The sequence below is a fragment of the Marinobacterium arenosum genome, assembly GCF_019795155.1.
Taxonomy (GTDB): domain Bacteria; phylum Pseudomonadota; class Gammaproteobacteria; order Pseudomonadales; family Balneatricaceae; genus Marinobacterium_C; species Marinobacterium_C arenosum.
On record NZ_JAILYN010000013.1, the window covers coordinates 1 to 18,203 of the forward strand.

Annotated in this window: 16 protein-coding genes and 2 tRNA genes; 12 read left to right on the plus strand and 6 right to left on the minus strand. The window is 60.0% G+C overall.

All coding sequences use genetic code 11. The features are described 5' to 3' along the window. Window positions 1–504 precede the first annotated feature (504 nt). The 4 genes from K6T12_RS07800 (at window position 505) to K6T12_RS07815 (ending at window position 5,782) form a co-directional block, all read left to right on the plus strand. On the plus strand, window positions 505–1,008 hold the full coding sequence (locus K6T12_RS07800; protein ID WP_222221168.1) for a DUF4402 domain-containing protein: 504 nt from the start codon (window positions 505–507) through the stop codon (window positions 1,006–1,008). Next, window positions 992–1,456, plus strand: a complete 465-nt coding sequence (locus K6T12_RS07805; RefSeq protein ID WP_222221169.1) for a hypothetical protein — start codon at window positions 992–994, stop codon at window positions 1,454–1,456. The genes K6T12_RS07800 and K6T12_RS07805 overlap by 17 nt, the downstream gene beginning before the upstream one ends. Further along, window positions 1,456–2,268, plus strand: coding sequence for a fimbrial biogenesis chaperone (locus K6T12_RS07810; protein ID WP_222221171.1), 813 nt, complete (start codon window positions 1,456–1,458; stop codon window positions 2,266–2,268). Before K6T12_RS07805 ends, K6T12_RS07810 begins: the two co-directional genes overlap by 1 nt. A gap of 106 nt (window positions 2,269–2,374) precedes the next feature. Then, a complete protein-coding gene (locus K6T12_RS07815) occupies window positions 2,375–5,782 on the plus strand; it encodes an SPOR domain-containing protein (RefSeq protein ID WP_222221173.1) in 3,408 nt (1,135 codons plus the stop codon). 280 nt (window positions 5,783–6,062) lie between these two features. Here K6T12_RS07815 and K6T12_RS07820 read toward each other — a convergent pair. From K6T12_RS07820 to znuA, 3 genes are all read right to left on the minus strand, one after another. After that, a tRNA-Leu gene (locus K6T12_RS07820) sits at window positions 6,063–6,149 on the minus strand. An 84-nt stretch (window positions 6,150–6,233) separates the two neighbouring features. After that, window positions 6,234–6,320, minus strand: a tRNA-Leu gene (locus K6T12_RS07825). 143 nt (window positions 6,321–6,463) lie between these two features. Then, window positions 6,464–7,381, minus strand: coding sequence for a zinc ABC transporter substrate-binding protein ZnuA (gene znuA / locus K6T12_RS07830; protein ID WP_222221175.1), 918 nt, complete (start codon window positions 7,379–7,381; stop codon window positions 6,464–6,466). Between the two features lie 59 nt (window positions 7,382–7,440). Here znuA and K6T12_RS07835 point away from each other — a divergent pair, with 59 nt between their 5' ends. From K6T12_RS07835 to K6T12_RS07860, 6 genes are all read left to right on the plus strand, one after another. Further along, a complete protein-coding gene (locus K6T12_RS07835) occupies window positions 7,441–7,932 on the plus strand; it encodes a Fur family transcriptional regulator (RefSeq protein ID WP_222221177.1) in 492 nt (163 codons plus the stop codon). Continuing rightward, a complete protein-coding gene (gene znuC / locus K6T12_RS07840) occupies window positions 7,929–8,687 on the plus strand; it encodes a zinc ABC transporter ATP-binding protein ZnuC (protein WP_222221179.1) in 759 nt (252 codons plus the stop codon). The genes K6T12_RS07835 and znuC overlap by 4 nt, the downstream gene beginning before the upstream one ends. Window positions 8,688–8,691: 4 nt before the next feature. Continuing rightward, complete coding sequence (znuB, locus tag K6T12_RS07845; protein WP_222221181.1) at window positions 8,692–9,483, plus strand: zinc ABC transporter permease subunit ZnuB; 792 nt, start codon at window positions 8,692–8,694, stop codon at window positions 9,481–9,483. Further along, window positions 9,480–10,817 (plus strand): MATE family efflux transporter, encoded by a 1,338-nt coding sequence (locus K6T12_RS07850; RefSeq protein ID WP_222221183.1) that lies wholly within the window; start codon window positions 9,480–9,482, stop codon window positions 10,815–10,817. The genes znuB and K6T12_RS07850 overlap by 4 nt, the downstream gene beginning before the upstream one ends. 27 nt (window positions 10,818–10,844) lie before the next feature. Next, a complete protein-coding gene (locus tag K6T12_RS07855) occupies window positions 10,845–11,948 on the plus strand; it encodes a PQQ-dependent sugar dehydrogenase (RefSeq protein WP_222221184.1) in 1,104 nt (367 codons plus the stop codon). A 218-nt stretch (window positions 11,949–12,166) separates the two neighbouring features. Next, a complete protein-coding gene (locus K6T12_RS07860; RefSeq protein WP_222221186.1) occupies window positions 12,167–12,694 on the plus strand; it encodes a MerR family transcriptional regulator in 528 nt (175 codons plus the stop codon). Window positions 12,695–13,065: 371 nt separating this feature from the next. On the opposite strand, the gene K6T12_RS07865 is transcribed toward K6T12_RS07860, so the two are convergent. The 3 genes from K6T12_RS07865 to K6T12_RS07875 form a co-directional block, all read right to left on the minus strand. After that, window positions 13,066–13,320 carry a YheV family putative zinc ribbon protein gene (locus K6T12_RS07865; RefSeq protein ID WP_222221188.1) on the minus strand — a complete coding sequence of 85 codons (255 nt, stop codon included), beginning with the start codon at window positions 13,318–13,320 and terminating at the stop codon, window positions 13,066–13,068. Between the two features lie 5 nt (window positions 13,321–13,325). After that, window positions 13,326–15,362, minus strand: a complete 2,037-nt coding sequence (gene prlC / locus K6T12_RS07870) for an oligopeptidase A (protein ID WP_222221190.1) — start codon at window positions 15,360–15,362, stop codon at window positions 13,326–13,328. Between the two features lie 105 nt (window positions 15,363–15,467). Continuing rightward, window positions 15,468–15,983 (minus strand): carboxymuconolactone decarboxylase family protein, encoded by a 516-nt coding sequence (locus K6T12_RS07875; RefSeq protein WP_222221192.1) that lies wholly within the window; start codon window positions 15,981–15,983, stop codon window positions 15,468–15,470. Between the two features lie 126 nt (window positions 15,984–16,109). Between K6T12_RS07875 and K6T12_RS07880 the strand changes: the two genes are divergently transcribed. Together K6T12_RS07880 and K6T12_RS07885 are read left to right on the plus strand one after the other, a co-directional pair. Next, window positions 16,110–16,658, plus strand: a complete 549-nt coding sequence (locus K6T12_RS07880) for a gamma carbonic anhydrase family protein (protein ID WP_222221194.1) — start codon at window positions 16,110–16,112, stop codon at window positions 16,656–16,658. Between the two features lie 187 nt (window positions 16,659–16,845). Beyond that, window positions 16,846–18,144, plus strand: coding sequence for an imelysin family protein (locus tag K6T12_RS07885; protein WP_222221196.1), 1,299 nt, complete (start codon window positions 16,846–16,848; stop codon window positions 18,142–18,144). Window positions 18,145–18,203: the final 59 nt, after the last annotated feature.

Consider the following 18,203-nt stretch of genomic DNA (forward strand, 5'->3'; position numbering starts at 1 on the left):
CTCTGACCGGCCTGAAGTGCTTTGGCAAACGCCTGGATATCGATTTCGTACTTATCAGCCATGATGTGTCGCTCCCTTTTTCAGTCAAGTGTAGGAAACGACACAGAACTCTGAACACTACCGCCTATTGGCTTCAGCTGAAAAAATTTCCGTAATATTTGGTCAGCACTAGCAAACCAAGAGGCATAACGATGTAGAACAGTTTATATGTGCGGTATACGAAAATTTGTTAACCGATATTTAACTTCATATAACCGAGAACAAATATTTTCGTTAGCCTCTACATACATGCAGATGAACCCTGCTCTTTCTATGACACACTCACTCTAAGTCAATAAAACTCTTTCCTCCCCTTAGGTATTCACATTGGTTATATCTGGTTTAACAAAACTGGATATTGAAACCAAATCAAAAGCAAACAAAATAGAACCCTAAAGATTATCGGGCAAACCGTAAAACAAGCCTTTTACGTTTCGCACCTGATATTAATAGAGGATTAGACAGATGCGTTTTGGGAAAGAGCTAGCAACCAGCATTTTATTTTGCAGTGCACTGACCAGCGCACCAGCATGGGCTTTGGATTTTAACGCTACAGCCAACGTAATTGTCACGACAGCGCTCAGTTCCGCCGAAGTTGCGCAGGTCGACTTCGGTACAATCGAGGCTTCAAACGGAGCGACCTGCGCTATGGACCCCACAGCAGGTAATGCCTTGACCGGCACCAGCTGCACTGCAGGCACAGGTACATTAGGTGACTACACCCTCACCGGCGCAGCTGGCGCAAACCTTCTGGTCACCGTAAACGCCCCGGCAGCAGCAGTAAACGATATCACCTATACACCAACCTGGAACAACGGGGGCGCCTTGGTTGCTGCTGGCGTGCAGGGCACCATGGCAAATCCGACCGGCACCACCACCTTGAACATCGGTGGCACCCTGACTAACGGTGCTGCGGTTACTCCTGGCAATACATCCTTCACCTTTAACGTGAATGTGGTTTACCAGTAGCCGGCGCCTGATCCGCAAGCTGCTATTGGCGGCGCTTACGCTAGGGGCTACACCTACCGCCCTGGCCGCCGATAGCTATCAAATTAATAGCACTATCGACTTCGGCCGGATCATGAATGAATCCGGCTCCAACTGCCACCTCAGCGCCACCACCACGGCCCTGTCAGGTAGCGCCTGTATCGATAGTTTGGGGACGATCGGCGACATCGATATCACAGTCACACCGAACCAGTCCTACACCATCACAGTGTTCCCACCAGGCGCCCAAGTAAACCAGATCAGTTTTCAGCCTGCACTTGAGAACGGCGGCAACAGCGATACCGTGAATGTCGATGCAAGTGGTACTTTCAATCTCCGCATTGGCGGCACACTAACCATTGGCGGTGCAGCCCCTATCGCGGGCAGCCCTACCAGTTTTTCCTATACGATTCAGGTGATTAGTAACTGATGTCTGGTACGTTGACTGTTTTCAAATTTGCCATCTTGGCTGTGAGTCTGCTGACAAGCTTTGAGGCATCAGCAACCAGCAATCTAATGATTACTACGCCAAGGGTTGTGCTGGAGGGGCGTAGCCGAACCGATTCGATCAACCTGAAAAATCGCGGCGACAGTACCGGCCGCTATCAAATTTTCTTCCGCGAAAAACAGATGACCAGTAGCGGAAATATCGTTGACTCTAAAGCCCGAGCCAATCAGTGGAGTGCCGCTAGGTTAGTGCGTTTTTCCCCCAGCCGGCTGAAACTGGGCGCTCAGCAAAGCCAACGCATCAGACTTGCGGTAAGGAAGCCAGCCGACCTGGCAGAAGGAGAATACCGTAGCCACTTGGTCTTCCGCAGCCGTGCCCTAGCACCAGAGCAGAATCAAAATAATGGACGAGCCGGTGTTAACTTTTCTCCTACCTTTGAATTCAGCATCCCGATTATTGTGCGCCATGGCCGCACTTGGGCAGAAGCCAGACTGAGCGATGGCAGCGTAGTTTATCAAGCCCATCAACAGCAGATAAGGCTGACCTTGCAGAGACAAGGTAATCGGTCTCTATACGGAGACTTCCACGTCTTCGGGCTTGAGGACGATCAGACCGCCATTTCCTTGTTCAAGCTTAAAGGCATAGCACATTACACCCCCTTGCCAGAGCGCGAAGTTCTCCTGGCCGTCCCCAAGCACCTGTCGCTGCACAGCTTTCAACGGCTTCGTGTCGTGTTCGAAGAACAACCGAAGTATGGCGGCAATCAACGTGCCGAACTCGATATTGAACTCTAAGAGTTAGTTTTGAAAACAGGGCCCTCTACCTGTTCCCACTTAGAACTTAAAAATTAATTGGTTATCGATAAAAGATAACCCGGCAAGGGTAGATCACCGAAGCATTATGCTGTTACTTCGCACCCTCTCTCTGTTACTTCTACTTAATCTGCCAGCGCTGGCAAACGAACCTGAATCGTCAGAGAGCAGCACGAACGAAGCGGAACTGATCATTGTTGAACTTCGATTCGACCAGCATAGACTCACCGAAAACCTGTTCCTCTATCGGCAGGACAACCGGCTACTGCTGCCACTGGAAACACTGGCCAACCTACTCGATTTCGCCATTACGATAAACGAACATCAAAGCGGCGCCAGCGGCTGGTTTATTGATCCCGAGCGAACATTTGAATTGGATCTGCCTCGTCAGCAAGTCAGCATCGCAGGGGTTGACCGGCACCTTCCAGCGAACAGTGACATCCGAGCCATCGACGGCGACCTCTACATCCCGAAAGGTCTGCTGGAACAGTGGTTTCCAATCCACCTCGCATTTAATTTTGCCGAAATGCGGCTTTTCCTGCGCAGCGATGAACCCCTCCCCTTGCAGCAGCGACTGCAGCGGGAAAAGCAGCATCTGGGATTACACAGTGGGGGTAGACTGGCCGAAACCCCGGTTCGCTATCTCGAAGACCGTTACAACTGGGTTAGCTACCCAACGCTGGATGTGGCGCTGAATAAATCCCTCTCAAATAAGAGCGACCTGGACACTTTCTCCGCATCCCTGAGCGCCAGCGGCGACCTGCTCAAGCACAGTGCCTTTCTTAACTACAACTATAACGATCAGAGCCACAAGGAAAATATCCGCCTTAACCTGTCGCGCTATGCGGCTACGCCGGAGAGCCGACTGGCGGGAGGACTTTACAGCTACCAGTTCGGCGACCTCTACACTATTGGTGACTCGTTGATCTCAGCCGGTGGCGACGGTGTCGGTCTGAGCCTCACCAGCAGTGCTACCAACCAACGAACCCGTTATGCCAATACCGTCATTGAAGGGAATGCGCCAGCCAACTGGGAAGCGGAGCTCTACCGCAACGGCACTTTGCTGGCGTTCCAAACGATCAGTAGTGACGGTTTCTACAGCTTTGAACAGGTTGAGCTCTGGTACGGAGCCAACAATTTTGAGGTCCGCCTGTTCGGCCCGCAAGGCCAGGCCCGCATCGAACGCACCTCCACCTACATTGGTGATAGCCTATTGCCAAGCGGGGAATCCAGCTATGCATTTTACACCTTGGACGAAAAGAACAATCGCCTATTCGGTGACCTGGTGCCATCAACCGACCGGCGCAGCGATAGCGATCTACGCGCCGAGTGGACCTATGGAGTGACCGATAACTGGGCGCTGGGCACAGCTTGGAACCGCCTCGTAAGAATGAACACAAACAGTACCGATACCCACGACTACCTGTCACTGAGCAGTGACCTGTCACTACCAAACAGTTATCTGCAAACGGTGCTAAGTCATGACACGGACGGCGGAAACGCATTACTGCTGTCACTTCGCAGCAACCTGGGAGCCCACAACATCGACCTGCAACATCGCCAGTTCAATAATTTTACCAGTGAAGAAAACCCAGCCAGCGACCAGTTAAAAACTGACACCCGATTACGATTGAGCGGCACCTTAACAACTGACGCCTTTATCAACTACACCTTCACGGCCCAGCGGGAATCACTCGTCGACGCACCGAACCGATACAAACTGGAAAGCCGCCTCTCCAGCCAGCTGTCCGGTATCAACCTGACCCACACTCAGAGCCTCAGCAAGAGGAGCGACGATGCCAATCTGGCCCTACCGGGCTCGCTTAGTGCCAGCCGGTACAATAGCCAGGGCGGCTTGTCTGGCGCCCTGAACTACGACCTAGGCAACAATGACGAGATTCTACAATCCATCTCCGGAGGCCTGCACACCAACCTGGACGACCGTCGCCACAACCTGCTTCGCCTGACCTATGAACCAGGCATCGACGAAAGCTGGTCAATCAAAGATGATTTCACCTGGCGGTGGGACGGGGCCGATCTGACCTTGCGCGCCGAGGCCAACGACCAGGATGACTGGCTGCTGGGCGCTTCCATCACCTTTAGCACCGGGTACGACGCATATCGCCGAAGTCCTTGGATAAGCTCGCGACGCAGCAGCCGGCAAGGTACGGTTAATGCTCGGGTATTCTGGGATCGGGATAACAGCGGTACGTTCAGCCCCGGCGACCAACCGTTGAGCGGCGTCAGACTTAATGCCAGTGGCACCTATATCGACCAGCACACAGACGACAACGGCCGATTGCAGGTGCGAAATATACCTACCTTTAAGCCGATGGTACTGAATATCGATGAGAGCACACTAGACGATCCATTCTGGCAGCTGCGTGAACAACCGGAACAACTTTACCTGCATACCAGTGCCCAGGCAGAGCTGGAGTTGCCCATCATTGCGGTCAGCGAGATCGAAGGACGGATGTTTGCAGGCGATGAGCGGGGGCAGCACCCCCTCAAATCAACCCGGATGCTACTGGTGGATAAGCAGGAAAAGATTGTCGCAACAACCTGGTCGGAATTCGATGGCATGTTCATATTTGATAATGTGCCTCCCGGTAATTACAGCGTACAGGCAGACCGGGATTTTCTTCAACAGAAAGGGCTGTCGATACCTCCAGCCCAACCGGTAACCGCCAGCTTGGATGGCGGCGTTATCAATGTCGGCACAACCATACTGTACGGCAAGAGCGTGATACAGGCGGTCCCAACAGTCATTGCCAGCCACCGTCCCTTGGCAGACCAATCCGCGCCTAAACCAATTGATCTCCAATGGCTTCAGGCACAACCGTCCAACCATTACACAATTCAGCTCATGGCCGGACATAAGAAACGCAGCCTGCAGCGCTTTATCAAGCGCTACCAGCTGACAGACACCCGCTACTACCATATCCGCAAAGATGGCCACGACTGGTATGTGCTGTTACAGGGATTTTTCCCTGACCACCAACAGGCCCTCAGCGCATTTAGCCGGCTGCCACAGTCGCTACGCAAGAAAAATCCATGGGTGCGCAGCCTGGCTGGCATCCAGAAGCTGCTGCACGACGGCCCTGGCGAGCGGGTCGATGAATATCCGAACAGCTTCCCACAGCATTACCGACTGACAGCGGAAAGCATATCCGAACGCATACGGACTACTCACAGTTGGCTTAACGAACAATCGCAAGTCGGCTACACCATCCAGCTGATGGCGAGTGAGGACCCTGCCGACCTGGAGCGATTCATCATTCGCCATCAGCTCCAGCGTCAGGCGCTGGTGAATAAAGTCTGGAGGAATGGCTCGCCATGGTATCTGCTGCTGTACGGATACCATCCCACCAAGCAGGGAATCAAGCAGGTGTTGCGAGAGTTTCCGCCGCAACTTAGCCGATTCCAACCCTGGATTCGAACAACCGCCTCATTGCAGACCAATCAGACAGGCAATAAAGCGGCCTCTAAGTATTAGTACAGTGTCGCTTTTGCCCGTAGCATAACCGCACTCCTCTAATGAAGAGTGAAACTCAAAAACAAGAACCGAGAACCGAGAACCGAGAACCGAGAACCGAGAACCGAGAACCGAGAACCGAGAACCGAGAACCGCAGAGCCTGCCGGCGGTGCTGGCGACTGTGAACTCACAACTGTCTAACGGGAAAACTCCGTCAAACAGGCACAAAAAAACCAGCACTAGGCTGGTTCTCTTTTTACCGCGCATCTTTTACTTTGCACCAACCTCCATATTAGAAGTTGGTGCAGATGGGGAGACTCGAACTCCCACGCCCGTGAAGGCACCAGCACCTGAAGCTGGCGTGTCTACCAATTCCACCACATCTGCGTCGGTATGCGTTTTGTTTTACGACAGTCGCAATACTGTACCTTTCATTTTACTTTCTTGCACCGTACCTCGCTAAGCGAGGATTGGTGCAGATGGGGAGACTCGAACTCCCACGCCCGTGAAGGCACCAGCACCTGAAGCTGGCGTGTCTACCAATTCCACCACATCTGCGTCGAAAGTGGGGCGTATTGTATAGAGCGGTTTTGGGTTCGTAAAGAGGCAAAAAGCATTTTTTTTCATTTTTCTCGAATACGGCTGCAACGCCCGTATTCCGGGCGCTGCAGCCATCGCGACCCGCCTATCGACAGCTTTGCTCAGGGCTTGGCGGTCAAATTTGCCCCCAGGCAGCCGCTGAACCGGTCGGCCAGCTGTTGCAGGTACAAGGCATAGCCATCGGCGCTCACCGCCTGCTCGCTGGCCAGCGGATCCAGCTCGGCATAGCCGACCGACAACCCCTCGGTAACGGTCCGAACCACCGCCGCCTTGAATTGCGGCTCGCCGAATACACAGACCGCTTCGGCCGCTTTCAGCCGTTGACGGATCTCGGCCAGCCGCCGGGTGCCGGTCGGCCGGCCCGGATCGACCGTAAAGTAACCGAGTTGTTTCAGCCCGTAGCGCTTCACGAAGCCGCTATAGGCATCATGGAACACGAAGAAGCCTCGCTGCTGCAACGGCTGCAACTGCTGCTGAAGCTGGCGATCCTTGCTCAGCAGGCTGGCGGCGAACCGCTCCAGGTTCTTCGTCAGCGTTTCACGGTGCTGCGGGAATCTCCCCGCCAGCGCCTCGCTCAGCTGCTCGGCGGCCCGCAAAGCCTGCAGCGGGTTCATCCACAGATGCAGGTCGCGCTCATGATCGTGGTGGTGGTGCCCACCCGTCGTATCCTGTTCTTCATCGGCCTCATGCTGATCCCCGCCATCCTCCATCGGCAACAGCGCCAGCGCCGGCACGGCCTGCTGGCGCAGCGTCTTGGCCAGAAACATCTCCAGCTGCGGGCCGACCCAGATCAGCTGATCGGCTTCGCCGAGCTTGCGCATATCGGAGGGCTTCAAGGCGTAGTGATGCGGCGAGGCGCCGGGCGGAATCAGCACCTCGGCCCGGCCGATGCCATCGACCACCGCCGCGGCGATCAGTTGCAGCGGCTTGACCGACGCCACTACCCGCACCTCGGCCCAGGCGGGTAGCGCCGCCAGCGACAGCAGCAGTGCCGCAAAAAAAACTTTAGACTTGATCAATTCTGGTTTGCTCCGTGCCTGTTGCGTTACAATGTAACAAATTATATTGAAGCCCCGATATGAGTGCCAATTCAATCGCCTTTCATTCCGATCATGACCACCAGCACTGCATCGAGCAGGCGCTGAGTTCGGCGCGCCAGATCTGTAGCGAGCGCAAGCAGCGGCTGACGCCGATCCGCGAGCTGGTATTGAAGCTGATCTGGCAGAGCCACAAACCGCTGGGCGCCTACGAGCTGCTGCCGGCACTGGCCGAGGCGGGCTTCAATTCGGCACCGCCGACCGTCTACCGGGCGCTGGAGTTCCTGCAGAGCCAGGGGCTGGTGCACCGCATCGCTTCATTGAACGCCTTCATCGGTTGCCCATCACCGGACCACAGCCATGACGGCTGCTTCCTGATCTGCACCGGCTGCGGCACCGCCAACGAGATCGAGGCCGCCAGCGCGATGCGCGACCTGCAACGGCAGGCCGAGGCGCTGGGTTTCAAGACCCAGCACCAGACCATTGAGATTGCCGGGCTCTGCCCGAACTGCCGGGAGTCCGCAGCGGAATGAGTGAGCATCAAGACCTGGTACGCCTGCACGGCGTCAATGTCAGCTTCGGCGACAACCATGTATTGCAACATGTCGAGATGGCGTTGCACCGCGGCTGCATCACCACCCTGATCGGACCGAACGGCGCCGGCAAAACCACCCTGGTGCGGGTGGTGCTGGGGTTGATCGAGCCGGACAACGGCGAGGTCTGGCGCGAACGGGCATTGCGCATCGGTTATATGCCGCAGAAGCTGCATGTCGACCGCACTTTTCCATTGACGGTGGAACGTTTCCTGCGCACCGCCAGCATCAACGATCGCCAGGCGCTGCAGGCGGCGCTGGCCGATGTCGGTGCCGAGAAACTGTTCAAGCATTCGATCCACGACCTGTCCGGCGGCGAGATGCAGCGGGTGCTGCTGGCCCGTGCGCTGTTGCGCGATCCGACCCTGCTGGTGCTGGACGAGCCGGTGCAGGGGGTCGATATCAACGGCCAGATCGAGCTGTACGACCTGATCGGCCGGATCCGCGACCGGCGCGGCTGCGGCGTGTTGATGATCTCCCACGACCTGCATCTGGTGATGGCCGCCACTGATCACGTGGTCTGCCTGAACCACCATATCTGCTGCTCGGGCCACCCGGAGCAGGTCAGCAACGACCCCTCCTACCAGGCCCTGTTCGGCAAGGCCGGTGCCCGCGCGCTGGCGCTGTACAACCACCACCACAACCACCGACACAATGCCCATGGCGACGTGGTCCCGGTTAAGGAAAATCAGTAACTCCATGGCCGACTTCCTGATTCGTGCACTGCTCGGCGGCATCGGTGTCGCCGCGATTGCCGGCCCGTTGGGCGCCTTCGTGGTCTGGCGCCGGATGGCCTATTTCGGTGACACCCTGGCCCACTCGGCGCTGCTCGGCGTGGCGCTGGGCTTCCTGTTCGACATCAACCTGAACCTGGCGGTAATCGCCTGCTGTGTGCTGCTGGCACTGGCGCTGGTGACTTTGCAACGGCAGCGGATGGTGGCCACCGACACCCTGCTCGGCATCATGGCACACAGCGCGCTGTCGCTCGGCCTGGTGACGGTGTCGCTGCTGGAGGAGGTGCGCATCGACCTGATGGCCTACCTGTTCGGCGACCTGCTGGCGGTCAGCAACGTCGACCTGCTGTGGATCTACCTCGGCGGCGGCCTGGTGCTGGCACTGCTCTACCAGCTCTGGCAGCCGTTGCTGGCGATCACCATCAACGAGGAACTGGCCGAGGTGGAAGGGGTGCCGGTGGCCGCAGTGCGGCTGGCACTGATGCTGCTGATCGCGGTAGTGATCGCGGTGGCGATGAAGATCGTCGGCATCCTGCTGATCACCTCGTTGCTGATCATCCCCGCCGCGGCCGCCCGCCGGCTGGCGGTCAGCCCGGAGCAGATGGCGCTCGGCGCCGCCCTGCTTGGCTGCAGCGCGGTCACGCTGGGGCTGGGCTTCTCCTACCAGTTCGACACCCCCGCCGGCCCCTCGGTGGTGGTACTGGCACTGCTGCAGTTCCTGCTGCTCTACGCGCTGCCATCACGTAAGCAGGCATGAGTTTCTGGCGCCGCTACCGGCCGGACGCCAATCAGCACCGCGAGGTGTGGGGGCTGGCGTGGCCGATGATCCTGTCCAATATCAGCGTGCCGCTGCTCGGCATGGTCGACACCGCGGTGATCGGCCACCTGCCGGAGAGCCACCACCTGGGCGCGGTGGCAGTCGGCGCGATGATCTTCTCGATCCTCTACTGGGCGTTCGGCTTCCTGCGGATGGGCACCACCGGCCTGACCGCCCAGGCGGTCGGCCGCCAGGACGGCGACAACAACCGGCTGGTGCTGGCCCAGTCGCTGGTGCTGGCGACGCTGATCGGCGGTCTGATCCTGTTGCTGAACCAGCCGGCGGTCCAGTTGGCGCTGCAACTGATGGACGCCGCCCCCGAAGTGACCGTCGAAGCGGACAAGTACGCCGCAATCCGGGTGCTGGGCGCGCCGGCGGTACTGTGCAACTACGCCCTGCTGGGCTGGTTCGTCGGTAACCAGAACACCCGCATCCCGTTGCTGTTGCTGCTGGTCACCAATATCAGCAACATGCTGCTCGACGTGCTGGCAGTCTACGGCCTGGGCATGAAGGCCGACGGCGTGGCGCTGGCCACCGTCTGTTCCGAATACCTGGCACTGGTGCTGGGGCTCTGGCTGGCCCGCCGCCAGTTGCAGCGGGTATCCGGCGCGCTGAACAGGGAGCGGCTGCGCCGCTGGCGCGACTATTACGATCTGCTGGTACTGAACCGCTACCTGTTCATACGCACCCTGGCGATCCTGTTCGCGATTGCCTTCTTCACCGCCCAGGGTGCCCGTCAGAGCACCGAGATCCTGTCCGCCAACGCGGTGCTGCTGAACTTCCTGTTGCTGATCTCCAACGGCCTGGACGGCTTCGCCCACGCCACCGAAGCGCTGACCGGGCGCGATATCGGCCGCCGCGACCTGGGCCGCTTCTACCGGATGATCAACGCCGCCGCGCTCTGGTCGCTGATCACCGCGGTACTGATGAGCCTGCTGTTCTGGCTGGCCGGCGACGGGATCATCCGGCTGCTGACCGATATCGAGCCGGTCCGCCAGCTGGCGATGCAGTACCTGCCGTGGATCTGGGTCTTGCCACTGATCGGTGTCTGGAGCTATCTGCTGGATGGCATTTTTGTCGGCACCACCCAGGTGAAGGCGATGCAGGACACCATGCTGCTGTCGGTATTCGGCGTCTACCTGCCGCTCTGGTGGCTCTGTCAGCCGCTCGGCAACCACGGCCTGTGGCTGGCGTTTATCGCCCTGTTTGTGGCCCGCGGCCTCAGCGGCGGCTATGTTTACTGGCAATTGTGTCGCCAGCAGCGCTGGTTCTGACGACCGCAATCTGCCAAGGAGGCCGCGATGCGCCACACGTTCGGCTGGCTCTGTCTCTGCTGCCTGATCGCCGGCCTGCCCGCCGGCCCCGCCACCGCACTGCCGCTGGAGCGGCTGCAGCTACCCGACGGCTATCGGATCAGCCTGGCCGCCCGGCTTGATAACGCCCGCCAACTGGCACTGGCGCCGGACGGCACCCTGTTCGTCGGCAGCCGCCGCGCCGGCAATGTCTACCGGCTGCGTGACCGGGACGGCGACGGCCAGTACGAGCAGGTCGAGCGCTTACTGAGCAGGCTGGAGCTGCCCAGCGGCATCGCCTTCCACGACGGCAAGCTATATATCGCCGCATTGAGCCGAATCCTGCGGCTGGATGATCCGCTGGCCGAACAGCCGGCAAGACCGGTGGTGCTGACCGATCGCTTGCCCGATGCCACCCATCACGGCTGGAAATACCTCAAGGTGGGCCCGGACAACCAGCTGTACTTCAATATAGGCGCGCCCTGCAACGTCTGTCTCAGCAAGGATCCGCGCTTCGCGACGCTGGTGCGGATGCCGTTGAGCGGCGGCAAGGTGGAACTGGTGGCGCTGGGGGTACGCAACAGCGTCGGCTTCGACTGGCACCCACAGGATGGCGCGCTCTGGTTCACCGACAACGGCCGCGATTGGCTGGGCGATGACCAGCCGGCCGACGAACTGAACCGGCTGGACCGCCTCGGCCAGCATTTCGGCTTTCCCTACCTGCACGGCGACGGCCTGGCCGACCCGGACTACGGCAGCCGCAACCCCTACCGCAACAGCCAACCGCCGGTGCTGGCGCTGGGCGCCCATGTGGCGCCGCTGGGGATGGTGTTCAGCCAGGCCGCCCCCTGGGCCGCGCCGGACGAGACCAGCTTGCTGATTGCCCAGCATGGTTCCTGGAACCGCAGCGAGAAGGTCGGCTACCGGGTGATCAAGGTGCGCCTGAAGGGCAACCAGGTACTGGAAAAGTCGGTGCTGGTCGATGGCTGGCTGCGGGCCGACAGCTACTGGGGCCGGCCGGTCGATCTGCTGTTCGACCGCGACGGCAGCCTGCTGATCAGTGACGACTACGCCGACGCGATCTACCGGCTCAGCCCGCCGACAACACCCTAGGAGCCTGTCGGACTTAGCACTGACCTACTCGGCTCTGGCTTCCTGCTTCGCCCTAACTCCTGCATCCATGCAGTCGTGCGGAAAAGCGAATATTGGCCAGGCCCGACAGGCTCCTGGCCTCTTGGCAACCGACTCCAGCAAGTTAAAAAACAGGCTTGACCCGTCTACAGGTGTCACCCTGATACTGGCCCTGTATTGAACGAAGAGTGAGTGTCCCGATGTCGTTAACCATCAGCCAGCTGGCGCGCCGTTTCGGAATCAGCCGTTCAACGTTGCTCTACTATGAGCGCGAAGGACTGCTGTCGCCGGCCCGTACCGCCGCCAACGGCTACCGCCACTATGGCCCGGAACAATGCAGCCGGCTCGAACAGATCCTCAGCTTCCGCGCATTGGAGGTGCCGGTTGCCGAGATAGGCCAGCTGCTGCAGGCGGACGAAGGCGACCAGGCTCGCATCCTGCATCAGCAGTTCGACCGGCTCGGCCAGGAGATCCAGCGGCTGCAGCGGCAACAGCGCACCATTCTTCGCTTTCTGCAACAGCATCAGGATCAGGAGGAAAACATGGTCAGTAAAGAACGTTGGACCGAAATCATGCGCGCCGCCGGCCTCACCGATGAGGATATGCGCAACTGGCACCGCCAGTTCGAGAAACTGGAACCGGAAGCACACGACGAGTTCCTGCATTCGCTGGGGATCGAGGACGACGAGGTGGCGCGAATCCGCCAGTGGTCTAGAAGTGCAGAGTAAACAGTCAGACCGTTAACAGTGTCAGCGGCACGATGAAGTATTGTGGGAGCGGCGCCCCGCCGCGACTGCCGCGGACTGGGAAGTAGGAGTAGGAGCGGATTTATCCGCGACCACTTTGCAAGGAAGGGTCGCCCACAGAGTGGGCTGCCACGGAGCTCGGAACCCGTAGCAGCGGGCTCCGACCGCGACCCACGGCGGTATTGCAGAACTCGGCGGCCTGTCGCCCTCGGAGCGGGCTGCTACGAAGCACGGGCGCCACCCGAACCACCGCCGCAGGCGGTTGCAAACGCTGAAATCGCGGATAGATAGACAAAAACGGCCCACAATTGCGGGCCGTTTGCCTTTAAAGCGGTAGCTAACGTTCTGTTAGCTCACTTTTTAACCGGATTGGGTTTGAACAGCAGCGGCTTGGCCTCAGGATCGACCGGCTCCGGCACCCGGTTAACACGGGTTTCCAGTTCCTGCGACGGCATGTCGCTGCCGTCCAGTGCCATCGAGTCACTGAAGTCGCAACTGACGCATTCACGGTACTCGCGGGTTTCGTCGCGGTACATCCGCAACTTATCCATCTCGCCGCAACGCGGGCAGACCGCGCCGGCGATAAAACGTTTTACGGGATTACTCATCACACTCACTCTGTAATGCCACTGTGGCGCAACAGCGCGTCGACCTGCGGCTCGCGGCCGCGGAACTCGACGAACAGCGCCATCGGCTCGCGGGAGCCGCCCTGCTCCAGGATGCTGTGGCGGAAGTCGGCGCCGGTCTGCCGGTTGAAGATCCCCTCCTCCTCGAAACGGGAGAAAGCATCGGCGGACAGCACCTCGGCCCATTTATAACTGTAGTAGCCCGCCGCATAGCCCCCGGCAAAGATATGGCTGAAACCATGCTGGAAGCGGTTGAACTCGGGCGGAATCACCACCGCCACCTCGGCGCGCACCTGGTCCAGCAATTTCTGAATATCGGTTTTGCCGGCCTCATATTCCATATGCAGGCGGAAATCGAACAGGGCGAACTCCAGCTGGCGAACCATCATCATACCGGACTGGAAATTTTTCGCCGCCAGCATCTTGTCCAGCAGGTCTTGCGGCAGCGGCTCACCACTCTGGTAGTGGCCGGAAATCAGCGACAAGGCCTCCGGCTCCCAGCACCAGTTCTCCAGGAACTGGCTGGGCAGTTCGACCGCGTCCCAGGCAACGCCGTTGATGCCGCTGACATCGGCCTGCTCGATACGGGTCAGCATATGGTGCAGACCGTGGCCGAACTCGTGGAACAGGGTGGTGACCTCGTCGTGGGTCAGCAGCGCCGGGTCCTCGCCGACCGGCGAGCTGAAGTTGCAGACCAGGTAGGCCACCGGCAGCTGCAGGCTGCCGTCGTCCAGACGACGACGCACCCGGCAGTCGTCCATCCAGGCGCCACCGCGTTTCTTGTCGCGGGCGTAGGTATCGAGATAGAAGCGGGCGATCAGCTCGCCATCGCGATGCACTTCGAACAGCCGGGCATCCTGATGCCAGCTGTCGAACTGCTCGACCTCCTTGAACTGCACATCGAACAGCCGGCCGGCGACCTGGAACAGGCCGTCGAGTACCTTCGGCAGCGGGAAATAGGGCCGCAGCGCCTCCTGGGAGACCTCGTACTTGGCGTGCTTGAGCTTCTCGCCGTAGTAGGGCAGGTCCCAGGCATTGAGCTGGTCGATGCCGTGCTGATCGCGGGCAAAGGCGGTCAGCTCGTCCAGGTCGTGCTGGGCCACCTTACGGCTCTTGTGCGCCAGGTCGGTCAGGAAGCCGAGCACCTGTTGCGGTGATTCCGCCATCTTGGTTTCCAGCGAATATTCCGCGTAATTGGCGAAACCAAGCAGTTTCGCCAGCTCCTGACGCAGGGTCAGGATCTCCTCCATGATCGCGCTGTTGTCCCACTGGCCCGCCTGCGGGCCACGGTCGGAGGCACGGGTGCTGAACGCCTCGTAGACCTCGCGACGCAGTTCGCGGTTGTCGGCATGGGTCATCACCGCCAGGTAGGAGGGGAAATCCAGCGTCAACAGCCAACCCTCCAGCCCCTTGGCTTCGGCCAGCTGGCGGGCGGCGGCCAGCGCCATCGGCGGCAGGCCGGCCAGTTCGCTTTCGTCTTCGATCTGCTTCTGCCAGCCGCCGGTGGCGTCCAGCACATTCTCGGCAAACTTGGTGGTCAGTTCGGACAGCCGCTGCTTCAGTTCGCCATAGCGCTGCTGCTCCTTGTCCGGCAGTGCGATGCCGGACAAGCGGAAGTCACGCAGGTGATCCTCGATCACCTTCTGCTGCGGTACGCTCAGCCGGCTGAAGCCCTCGCTGTCGTGGATCGTCTTGATCGCCCGGTACAGCCCCTTGTGCTGCCCCAGCTCGGTCCAGTACTGGGACAGTTTCGGCAGGCAGGCGTTGTAGGCGTCGCGCAGCTCGTCGCTGTTGACCACCGCATTCATATGGGAAACCGGCGACCAGGCCTTGGCCAGGGTATCGTTCATCTCCTCCAGCGGGGCGATCAGCGAACCCCAATCCGGCTGCTCCAGCTCCTCCAGCAGACGGGCCAGTGTCTGGCGGTTTTCCGCCAGCAGCTGGTCGACAGCCGGCTCCACATCTGCGGGTTTGATTGCGGCAAACGGTGGCAGCAGATGGGGTTGCAGCAGCGGGTTGCTCATAAAGGCGCTCTCCTGGGCGGGCGGATCGGACGATCGGCCGGTTACTGTTTGGTTCTGTTATGGGGGGCCGGCGGCCACTTTTCAATGGCGCCGGGCCTGCTCGGCTTACTCGGCCTGCAGGTAGCTCAGCTGGTCGATGCTGTGCAGTGCGGCTGCGATCCGCAGTGTTTGGTCGATCGCCTGGGAGGGCTGACCGGCATCCAGCAACGACATCATGTGGCTGCGGAAACAGGGCATACCGCCGTTGATCACCGCGATCGCCATCGCGAAGTAGTGGTAGCCGATCTCGTCGTCGATGGCGAGCTCCTGCAACGGTGACATCGCCAAGGCCTGCAGCGAGCCGCCGGCACCGACCTCCACCTCCATCCGGGCCTGGAAATAGGGGTTGGTCACCCCCATCCGGGCGGTGGCCAACTGCACCAGTGCCTGGCCCGAGGCGCTGACATGGGGGCGCACCTCGGCCACCAGCGACCGGTTGCGCAAGGCGCCAGCCGCGGCCAACGCCACTCCGTAGCGGTATGCCTCACTCAGGGCGTCGTCCTCGTCGAAAACCCGGTTGATCAGGTTGGCCAGTTCACTGCTGCCCTCCGGCAGCCGCTCGATCAGTTGTTTTGCCAGCATATGGATATCCTCCGATGATTCTGTTCCATTCAGTGTAGGCTCCTTTGATGGGGGCTTGCCGCTTAGGTTCAACTGGCAGCTCACTGAGGTTCGCCGGATAATGGGGCCAACCAGAGGAGTGTTGAGATGAAGATCCGTACTTTCAGAGGGATGACCCCGAAACTCGGCGAGCGCGTTTTCGTGGACCCCAGCGCGGTGGTGCTGGGCGATGTCGAGCTGGCCGAAGATGTGTCGGTCTGGCCGCTGACGGTGATCCGCGGCGATATGCATCGCATCCGCATCGGTGCCCGCACCAGTGTACAGGACGGCTCGGTGCTGCATATCACCCACGCCGGCCCCTATAACCCGGACGGCTTTCCGCTGCTGATCGGCGAGGACGTCACCATCGGTCACCAGGCGATGCTGCACGGCTGCACCATCGGCAACCGGGTGCTGGTCGGCATGGGCGCGATGGTGATGGACGGCGCGGTGGTCGAGGACGAGGTGATCATCGGCGCCGGTTCGTTGGTGCCGCCGGGCAAGACACTGCAGAGCGGTTACCTGTATGTCGGCCGCCCGGTCAAACAGATGCGGCCGATCAGCGACAAGGAACGCGAGTTCTTCCGCTACACCGCCGCCAACTACGTCAAATTGAAAGACCAGCATCTGCAGGAAGACTACGCCGAGCTGGATTGATTTTCGTTAATACGGTCGCCTGCTCGCCTGTTGGCGACCGTTCTTCACTGCCGCCAACTCACCTTGACCTGAATCAAGCGTGCGACAAAAAGAGAAACGAAACACTAGTTAATATTGATAACGATTCTTATTTTAACTAAAGTGTTGCGCAACTTTTGTTCACACTCTCTCGATAAGGTTAATCGTCATGACATTCCGCAAGTCCCTGATCGCCCTGTCGCTGGCGGCGGCCGCACTGACCGGTTGCAACCAAAGCAACGTGCAGACCACAGCCCAGACCGAGCCGTCTGGTCAGGCGGTGTTGACCAACTACGCCAATATCGCCCACGCCGGTTATGAAGATTCCCTGATCACCGCCAAAGCGCTGCAGCGTGCGGTCGATCAGTTGCTGGCCGAGCCGACCGAAGCCAACCTGCAGGCGGCCAAGGACGCCTGGACAGCGGCCCGCGCGCCCTACCAGCAGACGGAAGCCTACCGCTTCGGCAACGCCATCGTGGACGATTGGGAGGGCCGTGTGAACGCCTGGCCGCTGGATGAAGGCCTGATCGACTACGTGGCCGCAGGCTACGGCAGCGAGTCCGACGAGAACCCGTTCTACGCCGCCAACGTGATCGCCAACAAGACCCTGCGGGTGGGCGGCAATGAGGTCGACGCCAGCGAGATCACCAAACAGCTGCTGGCGGAAACCCTGCACGAGATCGACGACGTTGAAGCCAACGTCGCCACCGGCTACCACGCCATCGAGTTCCTGCTGTGGGGCCAGGACCTGAACGGCAACAACCCGGGTGCCGGCGCCCGCCCGGCGTCCGACTACGACCTGGCCGCCTGCAGCGGCGGTAACTGCGAGCGCCGCCGCCAGTACCTGAAAGCGGCCACCGAGCTGCTGGTCGACGACCTGCAGGAGATGGTCGACAACTGGACCGCCGATGGCGCGGCCCGCCAGGAACTGTTCGCCAAGGGTGAACAGGGCGCCATCGCCACCATCCTGACCGGCATGGGCTCGCTGGCCTACGGTGAACTGGCCGGCGAGCGCACCAAGCTGGGCCTGATGCTGCACGACCCGGAGGAGGAACACGACTGCTTCTCCGACAATACCCACTGGTCGCACTACTACGACGCCAAGGGGATCAAGAATGTCTACCTGGGTGAATACACCCGTGTCGACGGTTCCTTGGTCAAGGGCGCCAGCCTGTCCGACCTGGTGAATGCCGCTGCACCGGCAGTGGACCGCGACCTGCGCAACAAGCTGAACAGCACCGAGCAAGCCGCCCAGGCGATGGTCGACGCAGCCGCCAAGGGCAATACCTTCGACGTGCTGATCGGCGCCAACAACAGCAGCGGTAACCAGGTAGTGCAGACCTTCGTCGACGCGCTGACCGACGAGACCCGCTCGATCGAAAACGCCATCGCGGTGCTGAAGCTGGACGGCATCGAGCTGGAAGGTTCCGACAGCCTGGACAACCCGCAGGCCGTACTGGCCGAGTAACAGCGGCCGCGCGGGCCGGTCGGCGGCAGGCCCGGTCCTTCAGTGACCGGGCGGGCACC